General features: G+C 67.5%; 18 protein-coding genes. 13 read left to right on the top strand and 5 right to left on the bottom strand.

What is annotated here, in order from left to right; genetic code table 11:
• The first annotated feature begins 174 nt into the window (after positions 1 to 174).
• The 4 genes from hemP to AC04MD_RS10690 all read left to right on the top strand — a co-directional run bounded on the left by hemP (position 175) and on the right by AC04MD_RS10690 (position 4374).
• Entirely contained in the window at positions 175 to 381 is a 207-nt protein-coding gene (gene hemP, locus AC04MD_RS10705; protein ID WP_475497263.1) for a hemin uptake protein HemP, read from the top strand.
• A gap of 118 nt (positions 382 to 499) precedes the next feature.
• A complete protein-coding gene (locus AC04MD_RS10700; RefSeq protein WP_475497262.1) occupies positions 500 to 2776 on the top strand; it encodes a TonB-dependent hemoglobin/transferrin/lactoferrin family receptor in 2277 nt (758 codons plus the stop codon).
• Between the two features lie 4 nt (positions 2777 to 2780).
• Positions 2781 to 3410 carry a Hemin transport protein gene (locus tag AC04MD_RS10695; RefSeq protein WP_475497261.1) on the top strand — a complete coding sequence of 210 codons (630 nt, stop codon included), beginning with the start codon at positions 2781 to 2783 and terminating at the stop codon, positions 3408 to 3410.
• A 13-nt stretch (positions 3411 to 3423) separates the two neighbouring features.
• Positions 3424 to 4374, top strand: a complete 951-nt coding sequence (locus AC04MD_RS10690) for a DUF6607 family protein (protein WP_475497260.1) — start codon at positions 3424 to 3426, stop codon at positions 4372 to 4374.
• A 99-nt stretch (positions 4375 to 4473) separates the two neighbouring features.
• Here the strand turns inward: AC04MD_RS10690 and AC04MD_RS10685 are convergent, their stop codons facing one another.
• The 3 genes from AC04MD_RS10685 to AC04MD_RS10675 are packed head-to-tail and all read right to left on the bottom strand — an operon-like array spanning position 4474 to position 6931.
• Entirely contained in the window at positions 4474 to 5655 is a 1182-nt protein-coding gene (locus AC04MD_RS10685; protein ID WP_475497259.1) for a PDZ domain-containing protein, read from the bottom strand.
• A 27-nt stretch (positions 5656 to 5682) separates the two neighbouring features.
• A complete protein-coding gene (locus tag AC04MD_RS10680) occupies positions 5683 to 6375 on the bottom strand; it encodes a hypothetical protein (RefSeq protein ID WP_475497258.1) in 693 nt (230 codons plus the stop codon).
• Positions 6368 to 6931, bottom strand: a complete 564-nt coding sequence (locus AC04MD_RS10675) for an RNA polymerase sigma factor (protein WP_475497257.1) — start codon at positions 6929 to 6931, stop codon at positions 6368 to 6370. The genes AC04MD_RS10680 and AC04MD_RS10675 overlap by 8 nt, the downstream gene beginning before the upstream one ends.
• Positions 6932 to 7053: 122 nt before the next feature.
• Here AC04MD_RS10675 and AC04MD_RS10670 point away from each other — a divergent pair, with 122 nt between their 5' ends.
• The 8 genes from AC04MD_RS10670 (at position 7054) to AC04MD_RS10635 (ending at position 12699) form a co-directional block, all read left to right on the top strand.
• A complete protein-coding gene (locus tag AC04MD_RS10670) occupies positions 7054 to 8019 on the top strand; it encodes an SPFH domain-containing protein (protein ID WP_475497256.1) in 966 nt (321 codons plus the stop codon).
• 1 nt (position 8020) lies between these two features.
• Positions 8021 to 8452, top strand: coding sequence for an NfeD family protein (locus AC04MD_RS10665; RefSeq protein ID WP_475497255.1), 432 nt, complete (start codon positions 8021 to 8023; stop codon positions 8450 to 8452).
• Positions 8453 to 8968 (top strand): hypothetical protein, encoded by a 516-nt coding sequence (locus tag AC04MD_RS10660; RefSeq protein WP_475497254.1) that lies wholly within the window; start codon positions 8453 to 8455, stop codon positions 8966 to 8968.
• A gap of 64 nt (positions 8969 to 9032) precedes the next feature.
• A complete protein-coding gene (gene gcvT, locus AC04MD_RS10655) occupies positions 9033 to 10154 on the top strand; it encodes a glycine cleavage system aminomethyltransferase GcvT (RefSeq protein WP_475497253.1) in 1122 nt (373 codons plus the stop codon).
• Positions 10155 to 10238: 84 nt separating this feature from the next.
• On the top strand, positions 10239 to 10634 hold the full coding sequence (gcvH, locus tag AC04MD_RS10650; protein ID WP_475497252.1) for a glycine cleavage system protein GcvH: 396 nt from the start codon (positions 10239 to 10241) through the stop codon (positions 10632 to 10634).
• Between the two features lie 141 nt (positions 10635 to 10775).
• The gene (locus AC04MD_RS10645; protein ID WP_475497251.1) at positions 10776 to 10973 is read left to right on the top strand and encodes a hypothetical protein; all 198 of its coding nucleotides are present in this window, start codon (positions 10776 to 10778) and stop codon (positions 10971 to 10973) included.
• A gap of 633 nt (positions 10974 to 11606) precedes the next feature.
• Positions 11607 to 12047, top strand: a complete 441-nt coding sequence (locus tag AC04MD_RS10640; RefSeq protein ID WP_475497250.1) for a hypothetical protein — start codon at positions 11607 to 11609, stop codon at positions 12045 to 12047.
• A 115-nt stretch (positions 12048 to 12162) separates the two neighbouring features.
• A complete protein-coding gene (locus tag AC04MD_RS10635; RefSeq protein ID WP_475497249.1) occupies positions 12163 to 12699 on the top strand; it encodes an SRPBCC family protein in 537 nt (178 codons plus the stop codon).
• Positions 12700 to 12752: 53 nt separating this feature from the next.
• On the opposite strand, the gene AC04MD_RS10630 is transcribed toward AC04MD_RS10635, so the two are convergent.
• Both AC04MD_RS10630 and AC04MD_RS10625 read right to left on the bottom strand, forming a co-directional pair.
• Positions 12753 to 14165, bottom strand: a complete 1413-nt coding sequence (locus tag AC04MD_RS10630) for a serine hydrolase domain-containing protein (RefSeq protein ID WP_475497248.1) — start codon at positions 14163 to 14165, stop codon at positions 12753 to 12755.
• A gap of 372 nt (positions 14166 to 14537) precedes the next feature.
• On the bottom strand, positions 14538 to 16181 hold the full coding sequence (locus tag AC04MD_RS10625; RefSeq protein WP_475497247.1) for a GMC family oxidoreductase: 1644 nt from the start codon (positions 16179 to 16181) through the stop codon (positions 14538 to 14540).
• 266 nt (positions 16182 to 16447) lie between these two features.
• On the opposite strand from AC04MD_RS10625, the gene AC04MD_RS10620 reads away from it, so the two are divergent.
• On the top strand, positions 16448 to 17767 hold the full coding sequence (locus AC04MD_RS10620) for an NTP/NDP exchange transporter (protein WP_475497682.1): 1320 nt from the start codon (positions 16448 to 16450) through the stop codon (positions 17765 to 17767).
• The last annotated feature ends 2 nt before the right edge of the window (positions 17768 to 17769 follow it).

Genomic DNA, 17769 nt, shown 5'->3' with positions numbered 1-17769 from the left:
TCAGGACGGGTGGGCTACTCCCCGGAGGAGGAAAGTGCGCGCATTGTACGGAAGTGAACAGGGGGAGGGTGGAGCCATTCTCATTTGACCGGTCGTCCGGACGCGTACCGCAGGTGTTGACTCGCAAATAAGAATCATTATCATCAGCGACGTTCCTTCTGGCGGAGCCCCACCATGATCTCGAACGTCACTGCATTGCCCATGGTCGACACGCAGACGCTGCGCGAGCGCCTTTCCCTGCCGGCCGTCGCCGCCCGCGACGAAGACGCGCTCGACAGCGAAACCCTGCTCAAGGGCCGGCGCGAAGTCCTGATCCGCCACGGCGACCGTGTCTATCGCCTGCGCCACACCAGCAACGACAAGCTCATCCTCACCAAGTAATACGCCATCCCGTCGGCACGCGTGGCCGACAGCATCGATCTCTCCACCGGGCGCCAGCCAAGGACTCTCCGGCCGCCAGCCTTCCGGGCTAACTCCCAGCCACAGGAATGCTGTACCCATGATCCGCCCCACGCTGCTGAGCGCGGCCGTGTGGATGGCCCTTGCCGGCCATGCCCACGCCGAAACACCCGCCGACACCTCCGCCTCCTCCTCCGCCGACGCGCGCGAATTCGACCGCGTCCAGGTCACCGCCACCCGTACCGAGCGGGCCGTGGTGGACGTCCCCAACACGGTCAGCGTCATTGATCGCGAACAACTGGACGACCAGCTGATCCGAGACATCAAGGATCTCGTCCGCTACGAACCCGGCGTCACCGTCACCTCGAGCTTCGGCCGTTACGGTCTTGGCGGCTTCCGCATCCGCGGGCTGGAAGCCAACCGCGTGCGCATCCAGACCGACGGCATCGCCGTGTCGGACGCGTTCTCGATCGGCAGCTTTTCCAACGCGAACCGCAACTTCATCGACCTGGACACGCTGAAGCGCGTCGAGATCGTGCGTGGCCCGTCCAGCTCGCTGTACGGCTCGGATGCGCTGGGCGGCGTGGTGTCGTTCATCACCAAGGATCCTGCCGACTACCTCGAGGACGGCAAGAACGCGTACTTCGGCTTCCGTCTCGGTTACGACGGCAGCTGGGACGGCCTGCTGGGCGGCGCGACGGCTGCCTTCGGCGGCGAGCGCTGGAGCGGGCTGGTCAATGTCAGTCACCGCCAGGGCAAGGAAACCGAGAACCAGGGGCGTGTCGGCGGCGTCGGAAGTGCGCGCACACAGTCGAATCCGCAGGAGCGCGATGGCCGCAGCCTGCTGAGCAAGCTGGTGTTCGCACCGGACCAGCACCAGCAGTTCACCCTGACCGTCGAGGGTAACGAGGACACGACCGACACCGACCTGTTGACCCAGCGCGGCCTGCAGCCGTTGACAGGGGCCACGAACACCTCGGTCACGGCGCGCGATCACCAGACGCGTGCCCGCGTGGCGTTCTCGCACGCATGGAACGGTCTCGAATCCACCTTCGCCGACAGCCTGGACTGGCAGGTCTACCGGCAGGACAGCGAAACCACGCAATACACGCGCGAAGAGCGGACGTTGCCGGCGCCGACGCTGCGCGACATCCGTGAGCGCGAGTTCAATTTCGACCAGCGGATGTACGGACTGCAGGCCAATTTCCGCAAGGCCTTCGGTGATGGCGTACGCCACGAGCTCGCATACGGCATCGATCTGTCGCGCGCCGAAACGCGGCAGAAGCGCGATGGCCTGCGGACGTTTCCGCTGACCGGCGTCAGCACGCCGGTGATGTTGCCGGACGTCTTCCCGGTGCGCGACTTCCCCGTAAGCGAGACGACCACCGTGGCGTTGTACGTGCAGGACGAGATCAGCTTCGCCGACGGCAGCGTCCGCCTGGTGCCCGGCCTGCGCGTCGATCACTACCGCCTCGATCCCGAGCAGGACGCCATCTTCGCCGGTGACAATCCGGGCGTGGTGCTGGCCGACATCCGCGAGACCAGTGTGTCGCCGAAGCTGGGCATGGTGTGGAAGTTCGCCCCGGACTGGTCGCTGTTCGGCGGCTATGCGCGCGGCTTCCGTTCGCCGCCGTACAACGACGTCAACATCGGCTTCACCAACGTCACGTTCCGCTACACCGCCATCGCCAATCCGGACCTCAAGCCCGAGACGAGCGATGGACTGGAAATCGGTCTGCGTTACGCGGGCGAGGCGGTCTATGCCAGCCTGTCCGGCTACTACAACGAGTACGACGACTTCATCGAGTCGATGCGTTTCATCGGCATGAACCCGGAAGGGTTGTCGGTGTATCAGTCACAGAACATCGCCGAGGCTCGCATCCATGGTGTCGAGCTGAAGGCGGGTGTGGATTTCGGCCATCTGTCCGACCGTTGGCAAGGGTGGTCGCTGCGCGGCGCCTTGGCGTGGTCGCGCGGCAAGGGAAGGGGGCCTGAGGTGATCGACCTCGGCAACGGAGATACCGAGGAGCGCGTGATCACACGCGACTTGGACAGTGTCGACCCCCTCACCGCCACGCTGGGCATTGCCTACGATGCCGAGGCCTGGGGTGCGGAACTGGCGGGCCGGTTCGTCGACCGCAAGGATCGCGTTTCCGCCGACACCTATTACCGTCAGCCCGGCTACGGCGTACTCGACCTGTACGCGCACTGGAACTTCGCGCCCGGCGCCAAGGTGATCGTCGGCGTGCTGAACCTGGCCGACAAGACGTACATCGACGCCGGCGACATCGCCTTGGTCTCCGCCGCGAGTACGACGCTCGAACGCTATACCTCGCCCGGCCGCACGTTGTCGGCCAGCCTGTCGGTGAGCTGGTAACGCCATGGCGACGCTGCGCGCGCTACCTGGTACGGTCGCCGGCGCATCGCCGGATGCGTTCCCCGCCGCCACGCAACTGGCGGCGTTGGGACCGGTGCTGTGCCTGTACCGCACGCAGCAGGGAAGTGAACTCGCAGGTTGGCAGCAGGCGGTGCGGGTGGAAGCGCATACCGGCGTCGACAGCGACGGGCTGGACGAGCGCCTGCTGTTCTTCGACGCGCAGGGACGCTGCTGCTGGCGGCTGTGCCTGTTGCCGGACAGCGACTTCGTCGCGTGGGATCGCCTGGTCGCCTCGCTGCCCGCGGGCAGCGACGGGGAAGTCGCCGGCCTCGCCGATCGCCTGTGGCAGCGGCTCGCCGGGCGCCTGCTTGGCGGCCAGTGGCGCGCCTGCGCGCTGCAGCTGCACGCAGTACCACGGCCGGCATCGTTGCCGGTGCTCGCTGCCAGTCTGTCGCTGATGTCGCCGCTCGGCATCGCCACCGCACAACGCATCGCCCAGGCCGAAGGTGCCGAACTGGAAAGTGGGCTGCATGACTGCTGCTGCGAGCAATCGTCCTGTTTCGCCGCCGGCGCGCACCTGGAACACCACGACGAGGCGGGCGACAACGTCGTGCCGCTGATCCGACTCAAGTAAAGAGAGCGCCACCATGAAGAAGCCGACCGCCATCGCGCTGTCCGTCCTGATCCTCCCTTTGTCCACGTCCGTGCTGGCCGCGGATCCCGCCCGCGACCGCCAGTCCATCCTGGCGATGCAGGGCGACTACACCGTCGACTTCGCCTTCGACGAAACCGTCCTGCTGCAACCGGGCTACGAACGCCAGGCGGCGATGCGCAGTGGCGGCGACGAGACGGTCATCGTCGTCGAGGACACCCCCACGCGCATCGTGCTGCAGCACATCCTGGTGGACGCGAAGAGCGGTCACGTGACCAAGCACTGGCGCCAGGACTGGTTCTACGAGGCGCCGACACGCTTCGAATTCACCGCCGACCAGACCTGGCACGTGCGCGCGATCGCCGCCGACGCCACCCGCGGCGCGTGGACGCAGTGCGTCTACGAAGTGAGCGATGCGCCGCGCTACTGCGGGACCGGACGCTGGGACTACACCAACGGCGTGGCCACCTGGACCAGCGACCTGAGCTGGCGGCCGTTGCCGCGCCGCGAGTACACCAGGCGCAGCGACTACAACGCGCTGTCGGTGGTCAACCGCCACACGCTGACGCCGAATGGCTGGACCCATGAGCAGTTCAACACCAAGGTGCTGCGCAAGCCCGACGGCACGCAGGTGGAACTGGTGCGCGAGTTCGGCTTCAACGACTACCTCAAGACCACCGAGGTCGACTTCACGCCTGCGCGCGACTACTGGCAGGCCACGGCCGGCTACTGGGCCAAGGTCCGCGCGCACTGGGACCGCTTCCTGTCGAAGGCGCCGGGCGTGCACCTGAAGACCAAGGTCGACGGCATGGCGATGATCATCCCGCTGTTCACGCAGGCGGGTGACGTGCAGGAAGGCAAGCCGGTGGCGGATGCCGACATCGCGAAGGTGTTCGCGGACTGGGTCGAAGCGGCGCCGGCCGAGTCCGTGGCCCCCGCGCGCTGATCGTTCTCTCCGGCACAGGGATGTGCCGCCTTTGCTAAAAAAGACCCCCGCGGATGCGGGGGCAGGGGATTCACACGGTTTCTCTTCTAGTAATACGTGTCAGAGCAGGGTGCCGCCCTTGCCGGCAGGTGGCGCGGGTGGTGCGGGCGGCGAGGCCGGCAACGGCGCACCGGTACCGCCCTCTTCGAACGTCTGCACCTTGCCGTCCTGGTCGATGACCATCACGCGACGCCGTTCGGTGACGTGTGCCGTGCTTGCAGGAGAGGCCGCCGTACGCGGCTTCACCGTCACTCGCGACGTCGCGGGGAAACGGAACGCCGCTGCCTTCGGTACGGTCACGGTGCTCGTCCGCGTCTGTCGGTCGCGCAGGTATTCGACGGCGACCTTGGCGTCTTCCGGCTTGTCGCGCAGGGCCTGCGTGACGTCGCGTGGCGTCGCCACCGGCGCGCCATCCACCTTGCGGATCACATCGCCGGCCTGCAGGCCCGCGAGTTCTTCGCCGACGGACAGGACCAGCACGCCCGCGTCGGTGCCGAAGTAGCGCCCCAGCGAGGCGTCGACAGTCGCCAGGTTGAGATTGCTCCAGCGGAAGGCTTCGGCCAACGCAGGCAGACGGCAGCCCTCGCCCTGGCAATCGCCCAGCCTGCCGAGCTGGCGGAGTTCGCGCTGCACTTCGGGTGAGATGACGCTGGTGATCTGGCCCAGCGGCACGGGAACGCCGTCGATCAGCGGCATGCCGCCGTCGCCCGTCTGGAAGAAGAAGCTTCCGGGCGCCTGGCCGGCCAATGCGACGCGCGGCGATACCCGCGTGGCGACGACATCGGCCTCGTGCGCCTTGCCATCGCGCTGATAGGTCACCCGCACGGAGGCATCGGTCTTGAGGTCGGACAGAAGATTGCGGGCGTGCGCGACGCGCGCTTCGGCGGTGTCGCCGTCGACGGGTGCGCCGGCCACGCGCAACAGGCGGTCGCCCGCCTTGAGTCCCGCCTTGGCCGCACCGCTCTCCGGCGTCACGCCGGTGATGCGGACCCCAGTGGCATTGTCGCCGGACAGCAGGACGCCCAGGCGTGGCCGGCTGACGATGATCTGGTCGATGTTGATCGGCGTGCGGAGGTGGCCGGCGTCGCGCGAAAGCTCGGCCACGCGTTTGGCCGCGCGCTGCAGCTCGGCGCGGGCGTCGTCGAGTTCCTTTTGTTTGCCGGCATCGGCCTGCTGCGCCAGCACCGAAAAGGGTGCGACCAGCGCGAGGGCCAGCAGCGAGCGGTAAAAGGGCTTGAACATCATGGGTCTCCTCGTGCGTGGTGCGGATCAGTAGATGCCGGTATCGCCGGTGTCGTTCAGTGCGACCTGCCAGCGTTGGGTGGCCTCCACGCCGGTGAGCTGGCGCAGCGTATCGACGCGCTGCTCCCACAGCGCAGTGCGGGTGACGTCCGGCAAGGCGGGTTGCGACAGCGCCAGGTCGATATGGCTCACCTGGTCCTGCAGTTCGGCGCTGACGGCGAGGGCGGCGACGTTGCCGGTACCGCCGTCGGGCAGATGCGCCAGCACCGCTTCGAGTCGCGCGGATTCGGTATAGAGCGCATCCAGCCGGGTGGGCGTGCTGCGTACGGTCGGCCGGCGAACGGTCGCCGATGCGACGGCCGCCGGGGCAGGCGTCGATGTCTCCGTTGGGGGAGGCAAGGGTGGCGTCACCACCGGCGCGACGACCGCCTTGGGCACGACTGCGGTGACCTCCATCGTGCCCTTGGCGGGGCGCTGCAGGGGTGGCGCGGTATGCACGGCGCGCCAGTGCATCAGCGGGATCACGGCAGCGACGAACGTCGTGGCCACCAGCGCCAGCGCCGGGCGACGCCAGCGTGCAGGACGGGCGGGCGCCTGTGCGGGCGGAAGCGCAGCGGCAAGACGCTGCCAACCTGCTTCGGGTGGCGTCGCCAGTGGCAGGGCAGCGAAGGCGTCGCCCCAGTCGCGCGGCATCGGGTCGTGGGCACGGGAATCAGGCATGGACGGGTTCCTCGATCTGCAGCAGGGCCCGCAACCGGCGGGTACCGCGCGAGAGTTGCGACTTGGAGAAGCTGGGCGTGCGTTGCATCAGCGCGGCGATCTCGTCGTGGGTATAGCCCTCGGCGTGGTACAGCCACAGCACGCTGCGGGTGGCGGCGGGCAATGCATCGAGCGCGCGCTGCAGCAGGGCGGCATCGGCCGCCGCCGCGGGGGGCAGGCCGCGGTCTTCCGGCAGGTCGTCCTCGTCCACCGCGATCTCGGCGACCAGCCGCTTCTGACGCCGCAGGCGCAGCAGCGCCTCGTTGACGGCGATCTGGCGCAGCCAGCCCCAGAACGGGCAATCGGCGCGGTAGTCCGGCAGATGGTTGAACAGCTTCAGCATGGTGTCCTGCAGCACGTCGCCAGCCTCCTCGCGGTCGCCGCAGATGCGCAGCGCCAGCGTGAATACCGGGCGCTCGAAGCGCCGGTAGATCTGTTCGAACGCCTCCCGGCAGCCGGAGCGCGCGCGGGCGACCAGGCTGTCGGGGATGTCGATGGCGAACTGCGATCGGCTCAAGCGGGCGGGTTCTTCGGGGTTCGAAGGTAAGGGATGCAGCCGAAGGCAATACCGTCGCAGCGCCGGGGAAGTTCCCGCGGGCGGCCCTATAATCGGATCGACATCAAGGGGAGGGGCACAGCATGGATTTCGGTCTTTCGACACTCGTGGTCGCGGCGGTGGCGCTGTTCATCGTGGTGACCTTCTTCAAGGGCGTCCGCGTCGTGCCGCAGGGCTACGAGTTCACCGTGGAGCACTTCGGCAAGTACACCCACACCATGTCGCCGGGCCTGCACTTCCTGATCCCTTACATGCAGAGCATCGGCCGCAAGGTCAACATGATGGAGCAGGTGTTCGAAGTGCCCTCGCAGGACGTGATCACCAAGGACAACGCCGTGGTGAAGGTGGACGGCGTGGTGTTCTTCCAGGTACTGGACGCGGCGAAGGCCGCCTATGAGGTGTCCAGCCTGGACCAGGCGATGATCGCGCTGGTGCAGACCAACATCCGTACCGTGATCGGTTCGATGGACCTGGACGAATCGCTGAGCCAGCGCGAGACCATCAACGCCAAGCTGCTGGGCGTGGTCGACCACGCCACCAGCCCGTGGGGCGTAAAGGTCAACCGCATCGAGATCAAGGACATCCAGCCGCCGCGCGACCTGGTGGACGCGATGGCCCGGCAGATGAAGGCCGAGCGCGACAAGCGCGCGTCGATCCTGGAGGCCGAGGGCGCGCGCCAGTCCGAGATCCTGCGCGCCGAAGGCGACAAGCAGAGCGCCATCCTGGAAGCCGAAGGCAAGCGCGAGGCCGCCTACCGCGAAGCCGAGGCGCGCGAGCGCCTCGCCGAAGCCGAGGCCAAGGCGACCGAGCTGGTATCCAACGCCATCGCGCAGGGCGACGTGCAGGCCATCAACTACTTCATCGCGCAGAAGTACGTGGAGGCGTTCAAGGAACTCGCCACCGCGCCGAACCAGAAGTTCGTGCTGATGCCGATGGAGGCCACGGGCATCATCGGCTCGATCGCCGGCATCGCCGAACTGGCCAAGGGCGCGCTGGACAAGCAGCAGGCGGTCGCGCCGCCGCGTCCGCCGCGCGTGCCGGGAGGCTGACATGAGCTTCAAGTTCGCGTTCTGGGCGATCGGGGCACTGGTGCTGTTCGCCGCCGAAGCGATGGCGCCGGGGGCCTTCATGCTGTGGTTCGGGTTCGCCGCAGTGGCGATGGCCGTTGTCGTGCTGGTCGCACCCGGACTGGGCTGGCTGGCGCAGGTCGTGCTGTTCTCGGTGCTCGCGCTGATCTCGGTGGCCGTCTACCGAAAGTGGTTCCGCGGCAAGGGCCGCCAGAGCGACAAGCCGCTGTTGAACCGGCGCGCGGAGCAACTGGTCGGCACGGTCGCCACCCTCGACCAGGCCATCGAAGGCGGCCGCGGCCGGGTCAAGATCGACGACGCGTTCTGGACGGTGGAAGGCGCCGACCTGCCGCTGGGCACGCGGGTGCGCGTGATCGCGGTGAACGGCATGACCCTGAAGGTGCAGGAGGCATAGGTGGGCGCGACGGTGCTGGCGTGGTCGATGTCGTTGCTGGCGCCGTTATCGGTGGCCACGACCGACCTCGTCGGCAAGGTGATGCCGCCGTATCCCGCCGGCCTCGATGAGCTGGGCGGCAGCTGCGTGTCCGATTCCGCCGATCCGGCGCACGTCTGCGATTACTCGATCGGCGTGCTGGCGATGCCGGCGGCGGAGGCCGATGGTGAGCCGGTGCCGCGCTTCGTCGTCGCCGGCCAGTTCGCCGGCCGCGACGGCGCCCGCGCGCAGTGGCGCATCACCGATGCCCTGCCGTATCCGGCCGGACGCAGCGGCTACTACCTGCAGTTCGGCACCTGCCGCGTGGACGGGCGCGACGACGCGCGCGTGGCCGCAATCGTGCGCCAGCACGACACCTCGACCGAATGGCTGAAGGACGTCGCCTGGGCCGGGCGGCTGCGGCTCCCCGATGGCCGCTTCGACGTGCTCGAGGCGCGCACCGTGGACTGCATCAACGAGGCCTACTACGGCCTGTGACGGTGGCGCACCGCGCTGGTGCGTTCTGGGATAATGCGCTTCTTTGTCCGTCCCGGAAGCCGCCATGACCCAGAAGACCATCCTCAACGACACCCATCGCGCGCTCGGCGCCAAGATGGTCGACTTCGGCGGCTGGGACATGCCGATCCACTACGGTTCGCAGATCGAGGAGCACCACCAGGTGCGCCGCGACGCCGGCATGTTCGACGTCAGCCACATGACCGTGGTCGACCTGCGCGGCGCGCGTACGCGCGAGTTCCTGCGCCGGCTGGTCGCCAACTCGGTGGACAAGCTGCAGAAGCCGGGCAAGGCGCTGTATACGGCGATGCTCAACGAGCAGGGCGGCGTCATCGACGACCTGATCATCTATTTCCTGGCCGAGGACTTCTTCCGCCTGGTGGTGAACGCGGCCACCCGCGAGAAGGATCTCGCGTGGATCACCGCCCAGGCGGCGGCATTCGACGTGCAGGTCGCCGAGCGTCCCGACTACGCCATGGTCGCGGTGCAGGGTCCGAGCGCGCGCGAGCGCGTGCACGGCCTGCTGCGTGACGAGGACCGCGCGAACGTCGGCAAGCTGACCCGTTTCGCGGCGGCCGACGCCACCAGCGCGGACGGCGTGCCGCTGTTCGTCGCCCGCACCGGCTACACCGGCGAGGACGGTTACGAGATCGTGCTGCCGCAGGCGCAGGCCGTGGCGTTCTGGAACGCGCTGCTGGATGCCGGCGTGAAGCCCGCCGGCCTCGGCGCGCGCGACACGCTGCGCCTGGAGGCCGGCATGAACCTGTACGGCCAGGACATGGACGACACGGTGTCGCCGTACGAGGCGGCGCTCGCTTGGACGGTGTCGCTGGACGAAGGGCGTGCGTTCACCGGCCGCGCCACGCTGGAGGCGCAGAAGGCGTCCGGCGCGCCGCGGCAGATGATCGGGCTGGTGATGGACGAGAAGGGCGTGCTGCGCCACGGCCAGAAGGTGCTCACCGCCCATGGCGACGGCGAGATCCTGTCCGGCACCTTCTCGCCGACGCTGGGCAAGGCCATCGCGTTCGCGCGCGTGCCCGCAGGCGACATCCCGCTGGGCGCCCCCGGTGGCGTGCGCGTCGACATCCGCGGCAAGGAGGTGCCGGTGCGCGTGGTGAAGTTCCCGTTCGTGCGTGACGGCCAGGCGCAGCCCGGCGTGCTGGAGTGAACCGGGACGGCGTACCTTCATCTTCGCGTTCCTCCGCTAAACTATCTTTCCCTTCCCGACCCTGGCAGCTATCCGGAGCACCCCATGAGTGAGATTCCTGGCGATCTGAAGTTCCTCAAGTCCCACGAGTGGGCCCGCCTGGAAGCCGGCGGTCGTGTCACCGTCGGCATTTCCGATCACGCGCAGGGTCTGCTGGGCGACCTGGTCTACGTCGAGTTGCCCAACGTCGGCGACCGCATCGAAGCCGGCAACGCCAGCGCGGTGGTCGAGTCCGTCAAGGCGGCATCCGACGTGTACAGCCCGGTCACCGGCAAGGTGCTGGAGGTCAACGCGGCGCTGACCGACAAGCCCGAGACCATCAACGAGGACGCCTACGGCGACGGCTGGATCTTCGTGATCGAACTTGAGGAACCGGACCAGCTCAACGAACTGCTGTCGCCCGACGACTACGCCGAGCTGATCGAAGACGAAGACCACTGAGGCATTCCCACAGGCGGTCCCCAGGCGGGGAACCGGCGACGGCGGAAGAAGATTCCGCCGCTGCCGGTTCCCCGCTTCGTTTCCGGCGGCGCACATCGTTGGCCGGCCGCGACGCGACCGACGAGCGGCAAGGTGGAGGCAATGCCGGACGCGCGTCGGGTGATCGTCGCTCCGTTCGGCAACGTCGTCGACGAGGAAGGCGCGATGCCGTTTCCATGTCGACGAGGCGACATCGAACATGGCGATGCGTCGCCTCGCGAGGGAAAAAAGTTTGCGCAAATCGGCGCAATCGGGCTTGTGCGACGCGAAATCGGACGCCTCTCCGGAAAGTTTTTTTAGGCACGGTTCAAGCCATGCGCGCCGACGACGATGCGCGTCCGGCACCCATCGTGTCGTCTGCCTGGAAGACGGTGCGCGCGACACCCACGAAAAAAAAAGCGCGTTTTACCGATGTTTTTTTTCAGGCGCATGTCCGCCGGCCGCGTCGCCGACTTCCGCCGCCGCCACGACGCCGCCCTCCGCTATGCGCGACGACGCCATGCCGCCAGGACGGCCATGGAAAAAAAGTTGCGCGAAGGTGTTGACACCTAGAAAAACCGTGATTAGGTTTCGCCCCAAGCAGCACTTGCTGCGGAAGCGAGTGAGTCGAATCAACACGACAGCGCGAGAGACAACCCAGCCCATCGTCCGCACCCAGATCGCGGTGGACGCAGGACTCGCTTCCCCCGGAAAAACGCAACGCCCCCTCTTCATCGCACCCGCGTCGCCTGGCGACGCGGGTGTTTTCGTATTTGTAGGGGCCCGGGTTTCGCACGCCCGGACCTCTGAGGAATCCGCATCGCCGCGCGTGTCGCGACGACGGCTGCCGACGGGTCCGACTCCCGCGGCGTTTCTTGCAGCTGGGCCTGCCTCCGGGCAGATGTGCTGTAACCAGACGTAAAAATCCATAGTTCACTGACGAGGAGCCATCACATGGCAACGAAGAAAGCTGCGAAGAAAAAACCGGCCGCCAAGAAGGCCGCCAAGAAGGCCACCAAGAAGGCGGCTGCGAAGAAGACCGTGAAGAAGGCAGTGAAGAAGGCTGCCAAGAAGGTCGCCAAGAAGGTCGCCAAGGCCAAGAAGGCGGTGAAGAAGGTCGCCAAGAAGGCCGCCAAGAAAGTAGCCAAGAAGCCGGCGAAGAAGGCTGCCAAGAAGACCGCGAAGAAGGCCACCAAGAAGGCCGCCAAGAAAGTAGCCAAGAAGCCGGCCAAGAAGGTTGCCAAGAAGGCCGCCAAGAAGACCGCGAAGAAGGCTGCCAAGAAAGTAGCCAAGAAGCCGGCCAAGAAGGCCGCGAAGAAGGCCGCCAAGAAGCCTGCCAAGAAGAAGAAAGCGGCCCCCGTCGCGCTGCCGGCCACCCCGGCTCCGCTGATCTAAGCCAACCCCGATTACACGTAAGACCATGGACTCTCTCCCTGTGCCCAGCGGGGGGAGAGTTTTTTTATGGGCGAACGGCTAGTCTGCCGTGGTCCGGATGCCGAGGAGGCTGCGCATGAAGTTCATCAGGTGGGTGTTGGCGGCGATCGCCGTGCTGGGCGTGGTCTTCGTGGCGGGCGGGTTACTGCTGCCGTCGACGACCCACGTGGAGCGCAGCGTCGTCATCGAGCGCAATCCGGCGCAGGTGTTCGCCACGCTCGATTCGTTCGAACGGTTCAATGCCTGGTCGCCTTGGGCCGAGTACGACCCGCAGGCGACGTACACCTTCGAGGGCCCCGCCAGCGGCGTGGGTGCGCGCATGCGCTGGGTCGGCAACCGCTCGGTCGGCAGCGGCAGCCAGGAGATCACCGCCAGCGAACCGCACCGCCGCATCGCGGTGGCGCTGGACTTCGACGGCAGCCAGGCGCAGGCGAGCTACGTGCTGGTGCCGGAAGGCCAGGGAACACGCGTGACGTGGGCGTTCGACAGCGCGCACGGACTCAACCCGTTCAAGCGCTGGCTCGGCCTGCTGTTCGACCGGATGATCGGCGCGGACTACGAGAAGGGATTGGCCAAGCTCAAGGCCATGCTCGAACAGGACGCGCAAGGCTGAGCTGATGGCGTGGCGTGCGGGGACGACCGTCCGCCGCACGCATCAGGGCGCACTCAGCGCGGCGACGCGGTGCCGCGCTGCGAGGACGTGCCGCTGTCCTTCCTGTTGTCGATCGGCGTCGCGTCCGGCGACTCTGCCAGCAACAGATCGTAGTCGGCGGGTGTCTCGACCCAGGGCTGGCCCGGCAGGCCCATCGCACGATCGAGGATCGTCGGCAGCAGGCCCGAAGGCAGCGAGCTGTCGCTGTTCCAGACCAAGGCCACGCCCAGATCCTGTCCCGGCACCAGCGCGACCAGGCCGCGATAGCCCTGCACGGCGCCGGCGTGGAAGACGACCTGCTGGCCCGCGTAGTCGAACACGCGCCAACCCAGCGCGTAGCTGGCGGAATGGATGCGCTCGCGACGCCAGCCGCCGCGCATTTCGCCCGGCGTCGTCACCACCGGCGAATGCAGCGTGGCCAGCAGCGGTGCGGGCAGCACGTCCGGACGATGGCCGGTCTGCGCGATCAGCCATTGCGCCAGATCGCTGGCGCTGGCGTTGACGCCGGCGGCGGGTGGCAGTCGGTAATACGTAGGCTTCGGCGTCAGCGACACCCAGCCGTTGCGGCTGCGCACGTGCGGCCGCGCCCAGCGCGTGCTGCCCTCGATGCCGGCCAGGCCCATGCTCGCGTCGTTCATGCCGAGCGGCTTGAAGATGCGGCGATCCACCGCCTGGTCGTAGAAGGTGCCGGACGCGGCAAACACCACGTCGCCGATCAGGCTGAAGGCGACGTTCTGGTAGGCGTAGCACTCGCCCGGCGCGCACTTCAGCGGCGCATAGGCGAGCTTGCGCGCGACATCGTAGTACTCGGCGTTCGCCTCGATGTCGCGGTCGAAGGCGTTGTGCGCCTGCAGGCCGACGCTGTGGCTCAGTACGTCCGCGACGGTCACGTGCGAGGTGGCGTTGGCGTCGCTCAGCTGGAAGCCGGGGACGAACTGGTTGACCTTGCTGTCCCACCGCAGCGAGCCGTCCTGCACCATCAGGCCTGTCAGGGTGCTGGCGAAGGCCTTCGACAGCGAGGCCAGCCGGAACACCGTATGCGAGTCGACCTGCTGCGGATTCACCACGTCGGTCACGCCATAGCCGCGCGCGCTGAGCACGCGGCCGTTGTGGACGATGGCCATCGCCAGACCCGGCACGCGCTGGCCGACGGTCAGGTGCTCGGCCATGGTCTCGAACGAGCGCACGTCGAACCCGGCCGCGAGCGGCTGGATGTTCTGTTCCGCCAGCGAAGTACGGTAGGGGCGGGGCTGCGTCGGCGACACATAGGACGCCACGTTGGCGGTCGCGACCGCGTCCGCACGTTGACTGGCGGTGGTCCAGCGCAGCGGCGTCTGTGCCGTCGACGACAGCGTCAGGGGAAGCAGCAGGCCGACCAGGCCGATCCGGACAACCTGCAGCGACCGCCGGCTTGTCTTCTGTTTCATCGTGCGTGACGCCTGCGTGGGTTCGTGCCGTCGGGGGATCATAACGCCGCTTTTTTCGATTACACAAACAGGGAGAAGTTCCATGCCCATGTCGTTCATCCTGTTGCTGATTACGGGTGTGGCGCACGTCCCATTTCGTGGGACGTACGGCGTGTTCATCGGTCCGTGATCGCGTGGAATGTGTTCAGGAATGCATTCGCACAGGAACATGCAAATTCCGCGCCGAAGCGCGGTCAACGGGCACTGGATGCGATCGTCTGGTACGGCGATCATCGCTGAGGCGTATTCAGCTGGATTGCCTGAACGCGCATGTGTGATGGCGCCGCCCTCGTCATGGAGGGCGGATTCATGCAGGCCAGGCGCCGTGCGGAATCAATCCGCAGTGGCGAAGGCGGGCGTCGTCGCCGTGATGTGCGGCTGGCCGCTGGACAGCGGCGGTATGCCGCGGATCAGGTCCGAGGCGCGCTCGGCGATCATGATGGTGGGCGCGTTGGTATTGCCGCCGATCAGCGACGGCATCACCGACGCATCGATCACCCGCAAGCCGTCCACGCCGCGCACGCGCAGCTGCGGGTCGACCACGGCGTGTTCGTCGTCGCCGAGACGGCAGGTGCCGACCGGGTGGTAGACGGTTTCGGCCTTGGCGCGGATGAAGGCGACGAGTTCCGCGTCCGAGAGATCGTTGCGTGCGGGATGGATCGGCGCGCCGCGATAGGCGTCGAAGGCCGGCTGTGCGAACAGCTCGCGCGACAGCTTGGCGCATTCGACCATCATCTTCAGGTCGAAGCCTTCCGGATCGCTCAGGTAGTTGGCCTCGATGCGCGCATCGGCGCGCGGATCCGCGCTGGCGAGCAGGATGCGACCGCGGCTGCGGGGGCGCAGGAAGCAGGCATGCGCGGTGTAGCCGTCGCCGGGCAGGCGGTTGCGGCCATGGTCGTCGAGCATCGCCGGCACGAAATGCATCTGGATGTCGGGCCGGTCGTCCGGCGCCAGCGACGAGCGCACGAACGCCCCGGCCTCGGCGATGTTGCTGCTGCCCGGGCCGCTGTGCCCGCGCAGGAAGTAGTCGAACGCGGTCTTCAGCTCGCTGGTGCGGTCGTAGGTGACGCGCTGGGTGCTGTGCTGCAGGGTGCAGATGTCGAGATGGTCCTGCAGGTTGCGGCCGACGCCGGGCAGCGCATGGCGCACGCTGACGCCCGTCTGTTCCAGGTGCTCGGCAGGACCGATGCCGGACAGCATCAGCAGCTGCGGCGAGTTGATCGCGCCGCCGCTGAGCAGCACTTCGCCGCCGCAGCGCGCGATCACTTCGTGGCCGCCGCGCGCGTAGGCGACGCCGACCGCGCGTCCCTGCTCCAGCAGGACACGACGGACCAGCGCGCCGGTGACGATGTCGAGGTTCTGGCGGTCGCGCGCGGGCTGCAGGTAGGCCACCGCCGACGAGCAGCGGGCGCCGTCCTTCTGGGTGACCTGGTACAGGCCGAAGCCGGCCTGCGTCGGGCCGTTGAAGTCGCCATTGCGCGCGAAGCCGGCCTGCACGCCGGCCTCGATGAAGGCGGCCGACAGCGGGTTCGTGTAGCGCAGGTCGGAGACGTACAGCGGGCCGTCGCCGCCGTGCAGCGCATCCGCGCCGCGCGCGTTGCGTTCCGAGCGGCGGAAGTAGGGCAGGGTGCTGGCCCAGTCCCAGCCGTCGGCGCCGGCGTTCGCCCAGTCGTCGTAGTCCTGCGGGACGCCGCGGATGTAGCACATCGCGTTGATCGAGCTGGAACCGCCCAGCACCTTGCCGCGCGGCCACCAGAGGCGGCGCTGGTCGAGCTGCGCCTCCGGCGCGGTGTCGTAGTTCCAGTTCACGCCCTTCTGGCCGACCAGCTTGGCCAGTCCGGCGGGCATGTGGATGAAGGGGTGCCAGTCGCGCGGGCCGGCTTCGAGCAGCAGCACGCGGCAGGCCGGGTCTTCGCTCAGGCGGTGGGCCAGCACGCAGCCGGCGGAACCGGCGCCCACGATGATGTAGTCGTACACATGCTGCCCTGGTGCGAAGTCCGGCCGAACCTAGCGGCGGGGGATAGAGCAAATGCTCTGCGGATGCGGTGGGGTGCCGCATCCATCGCATGCGTGCGGTTCCGTCGCCGCGCCGATCGGGGAAAAGGCTGGCGATGTTGCAGTGCATCGGATACCTTGCGCGCGGGGCGGCGTCAGGTCGCCAGGGCCAGATCCCAGGCGGAGAGCGGCGGTCGGTGAGCATCGAGGACAACCCTGCGTCGCGCCGGCTCGGATGGCGCCAGACGATCTCCGGCCTCGGCGTGGATTCGCCGGCGCTGTGGTGGTCGCTCCTCTATTTCTTCTGCCTGCTGACCGGCTACTACGTGTTGCGGCCCGTACGTGACGCGATGGGCGCGTCGGCGGATGCACAGGTGGTTTTCCCGCCGTCCGTGATCGCCTGGACTGAACGGATGGGTTTCGCCATCGGCGACTTCACCCTGCAAGTACTCTTCACCGGCACGTTCATTTGCATGGTGCTGCTGCAACCGGTGTACGGGGCATTGGTCTCCCGATTCCCGCGGCGAGTGTTCCTGCCGGTGGTCTACCTGTTCTTCATCGCTTGCCTGGGCTTCTTCTACTGGGCGTTCAATCACGAGCTGCCTGGGCGCGGTGCGGCATTCTTCATCTGGGTCGCGGTGTTCAACCTGTTCGCGGTGACCGTGTTCTGGAGCTACATGGCCGACGTCTTCGACAACGAGGGCGCAAAGAAGGTCTACGGGTACATCGGCGCCGGCGGGACGATCGGCGCCCTGACCGGGCCGATGATCACCAGCCTGCTGGTGGAACGCATCGGCGTGGCGCACCTGCTGCTGGTCTCGGCCGGGTTCCTCGTCCTCTGCCTTTACTGCATCCTGCGACTGCGGCCATGGGCCATCAAGCGGGAACAGTCCACGCGCGAAGCGAGTGGCGAGCAGGCGATGGGCGGCTCGGTGCTGGCCGGCCTGCAGCTGGTGTGGCAGGACCCGTTGCTGCGCGCGCTGGCGATGCTGATGTTCTTCGGCGTCGGCGTGGGAACGCTGCTCTACAACGAGCAGGCGGCCATCGCGCGCCAACTGGCGCAGGACACGTCCCGCACGGCGTACTACGCGCGATTGGATTGGGGCGTGAACCTGCTGACCATCTTCGTGCAAGTGTTCCTGACCCGCTGGCTGTTGCGCCGCTTCGGCGTAGCGCCGCTGTTGTTGATTCCGGCGGCCGCGATCCTGTTGGGCTTTGCAGTGCTGGCGGCATCGCCGCTGCCGGCACTGATCTGGGTGGTGCAGGTGGCGACGCGCGCCAGCGAGTTCTCATTGGCCAAGCCTGCACGCGAGACCCTCTACACCCGGGTGGGGCGCGAGGCACGATACAAGGCGAAGGCGGTGATCGACACGGTTGTCTACCGCGGCGGTGACCTGAGCTTCGTATGGCTGCACAAGTTGCTGTCCGGCTTCGGTTCCAGCGTGGTGTTCCTGACCGGTATCGCGGTTGCGCTCGGCATGAGCGTGGGCGCATGGCGCGTTATCAGGGCCCAGCGGGCACTACCGAGCGACACATCTGCATCGGATGCCGACAGGACGCACAGGTAAGC

This window comes from Pseudoxanthomonas sp. LjRoot206 (assembly GCF_056175725.1).
Note: the sequence above shows the minus strand (reverse complement) of the source record. Positions and strands in the feature narration are given on the sequence as shown.

Coding starts and splice junctions, on each gene's coding strand:
- hemP (WP_475497263.1), top strand. CDS start 175: ATGATCTCGAACGTCACTGCATTGCCCATGGTCGACACGCAGACGCTG.
- AC04MD_RS10700 (WP_475497262.1), top strand. CDS start 500: ATGATCCGCCCCACGCTGCTGAGCGCGGCCGTGTGGATGGCCCTTGCC.
- AC04MD_RS10695 (WP_475497261.1), top strand. CDS start 2,781: ATGGCGACGCTGCGCGCGCTACCTGGTACGGTCGCCGGCGCATCGCCG.
- AC04MD_RS10690 (WP_475497260.1), top strand. CDS start 3,424: ATGAAGAAGCCGACCGCCATCGCGCTGTCCGTCCTGATCCTCCCTTTG.
- AC04MD_RS10685 (WP_475497259.1), bottom strand. CDS start 5,655: ATGTTCAAGCCCTTTTACCGCTCGCTGCTGGCCCTCGCGCTGGTCGCA.
- AC04MD_RS10680 (WP_475497258.1), bottom strand. CDS start 6,375: ATGCCTGATTCCCGTGCCCACGACCCGATGCCGCGCGACTGGGGCGAC.
- AC04MD_RS10670 (WP_475497256.1), top strand. CDS start 7,054: ATGGATTTCGGTCTTTCGACACTCGTGGTCGCGGCGGTGGCGCTGTTC.
- AC04MD_RS10665 (WP_475497255.1), top strand. CDS start 8,021: ATGAGCTTCAAGTTCGCGTTCTGGGCGATCGGGGCACTGGTGCTGTTC.
- gcvT (WP_475497253.1), top strand. CDS start 9,033: ATGACCCAGAAGACCATCCTCAACGACACCCATCGCGCGCTCGGCGCC.
- gcvH (WP_475497252.1), top strand. CDS start 10,239: ATGAGTGAGATTCCTGGCGATCTGAAGTTCCTCAAGTCCCACGAGTGG.
- AC04MD_RS10645 (WP_475497251.1), top strand. CDS start 10,776: ATGCCGGACGCGCGTCGGGTGATCGTCGCTCCGTTCGGCAACGTCGTC.
- AC04MD_RS10640 (WP_475497250.1), top strand. CDS start 11,607: ATGGCAACGAAGAAAGCTGCGAAGAAAAAACCGGCCGCCAAGAAGGCC.
- AC04MD_RS10635 (WP_475497249.1), top strand. CDS start 12,163: ATGAAGTTCATCAGGTGGGTGTTGGCGGCGATCGCCGTGCTGGGCGTG.
- AC04MD_RS10630 (WP_475497248.1), bottom strand. CDS start 14,165: ATGAAACAGAAGACAAGCCGGCGGTCGCTGCAGGTTGTCCGGATCGGC.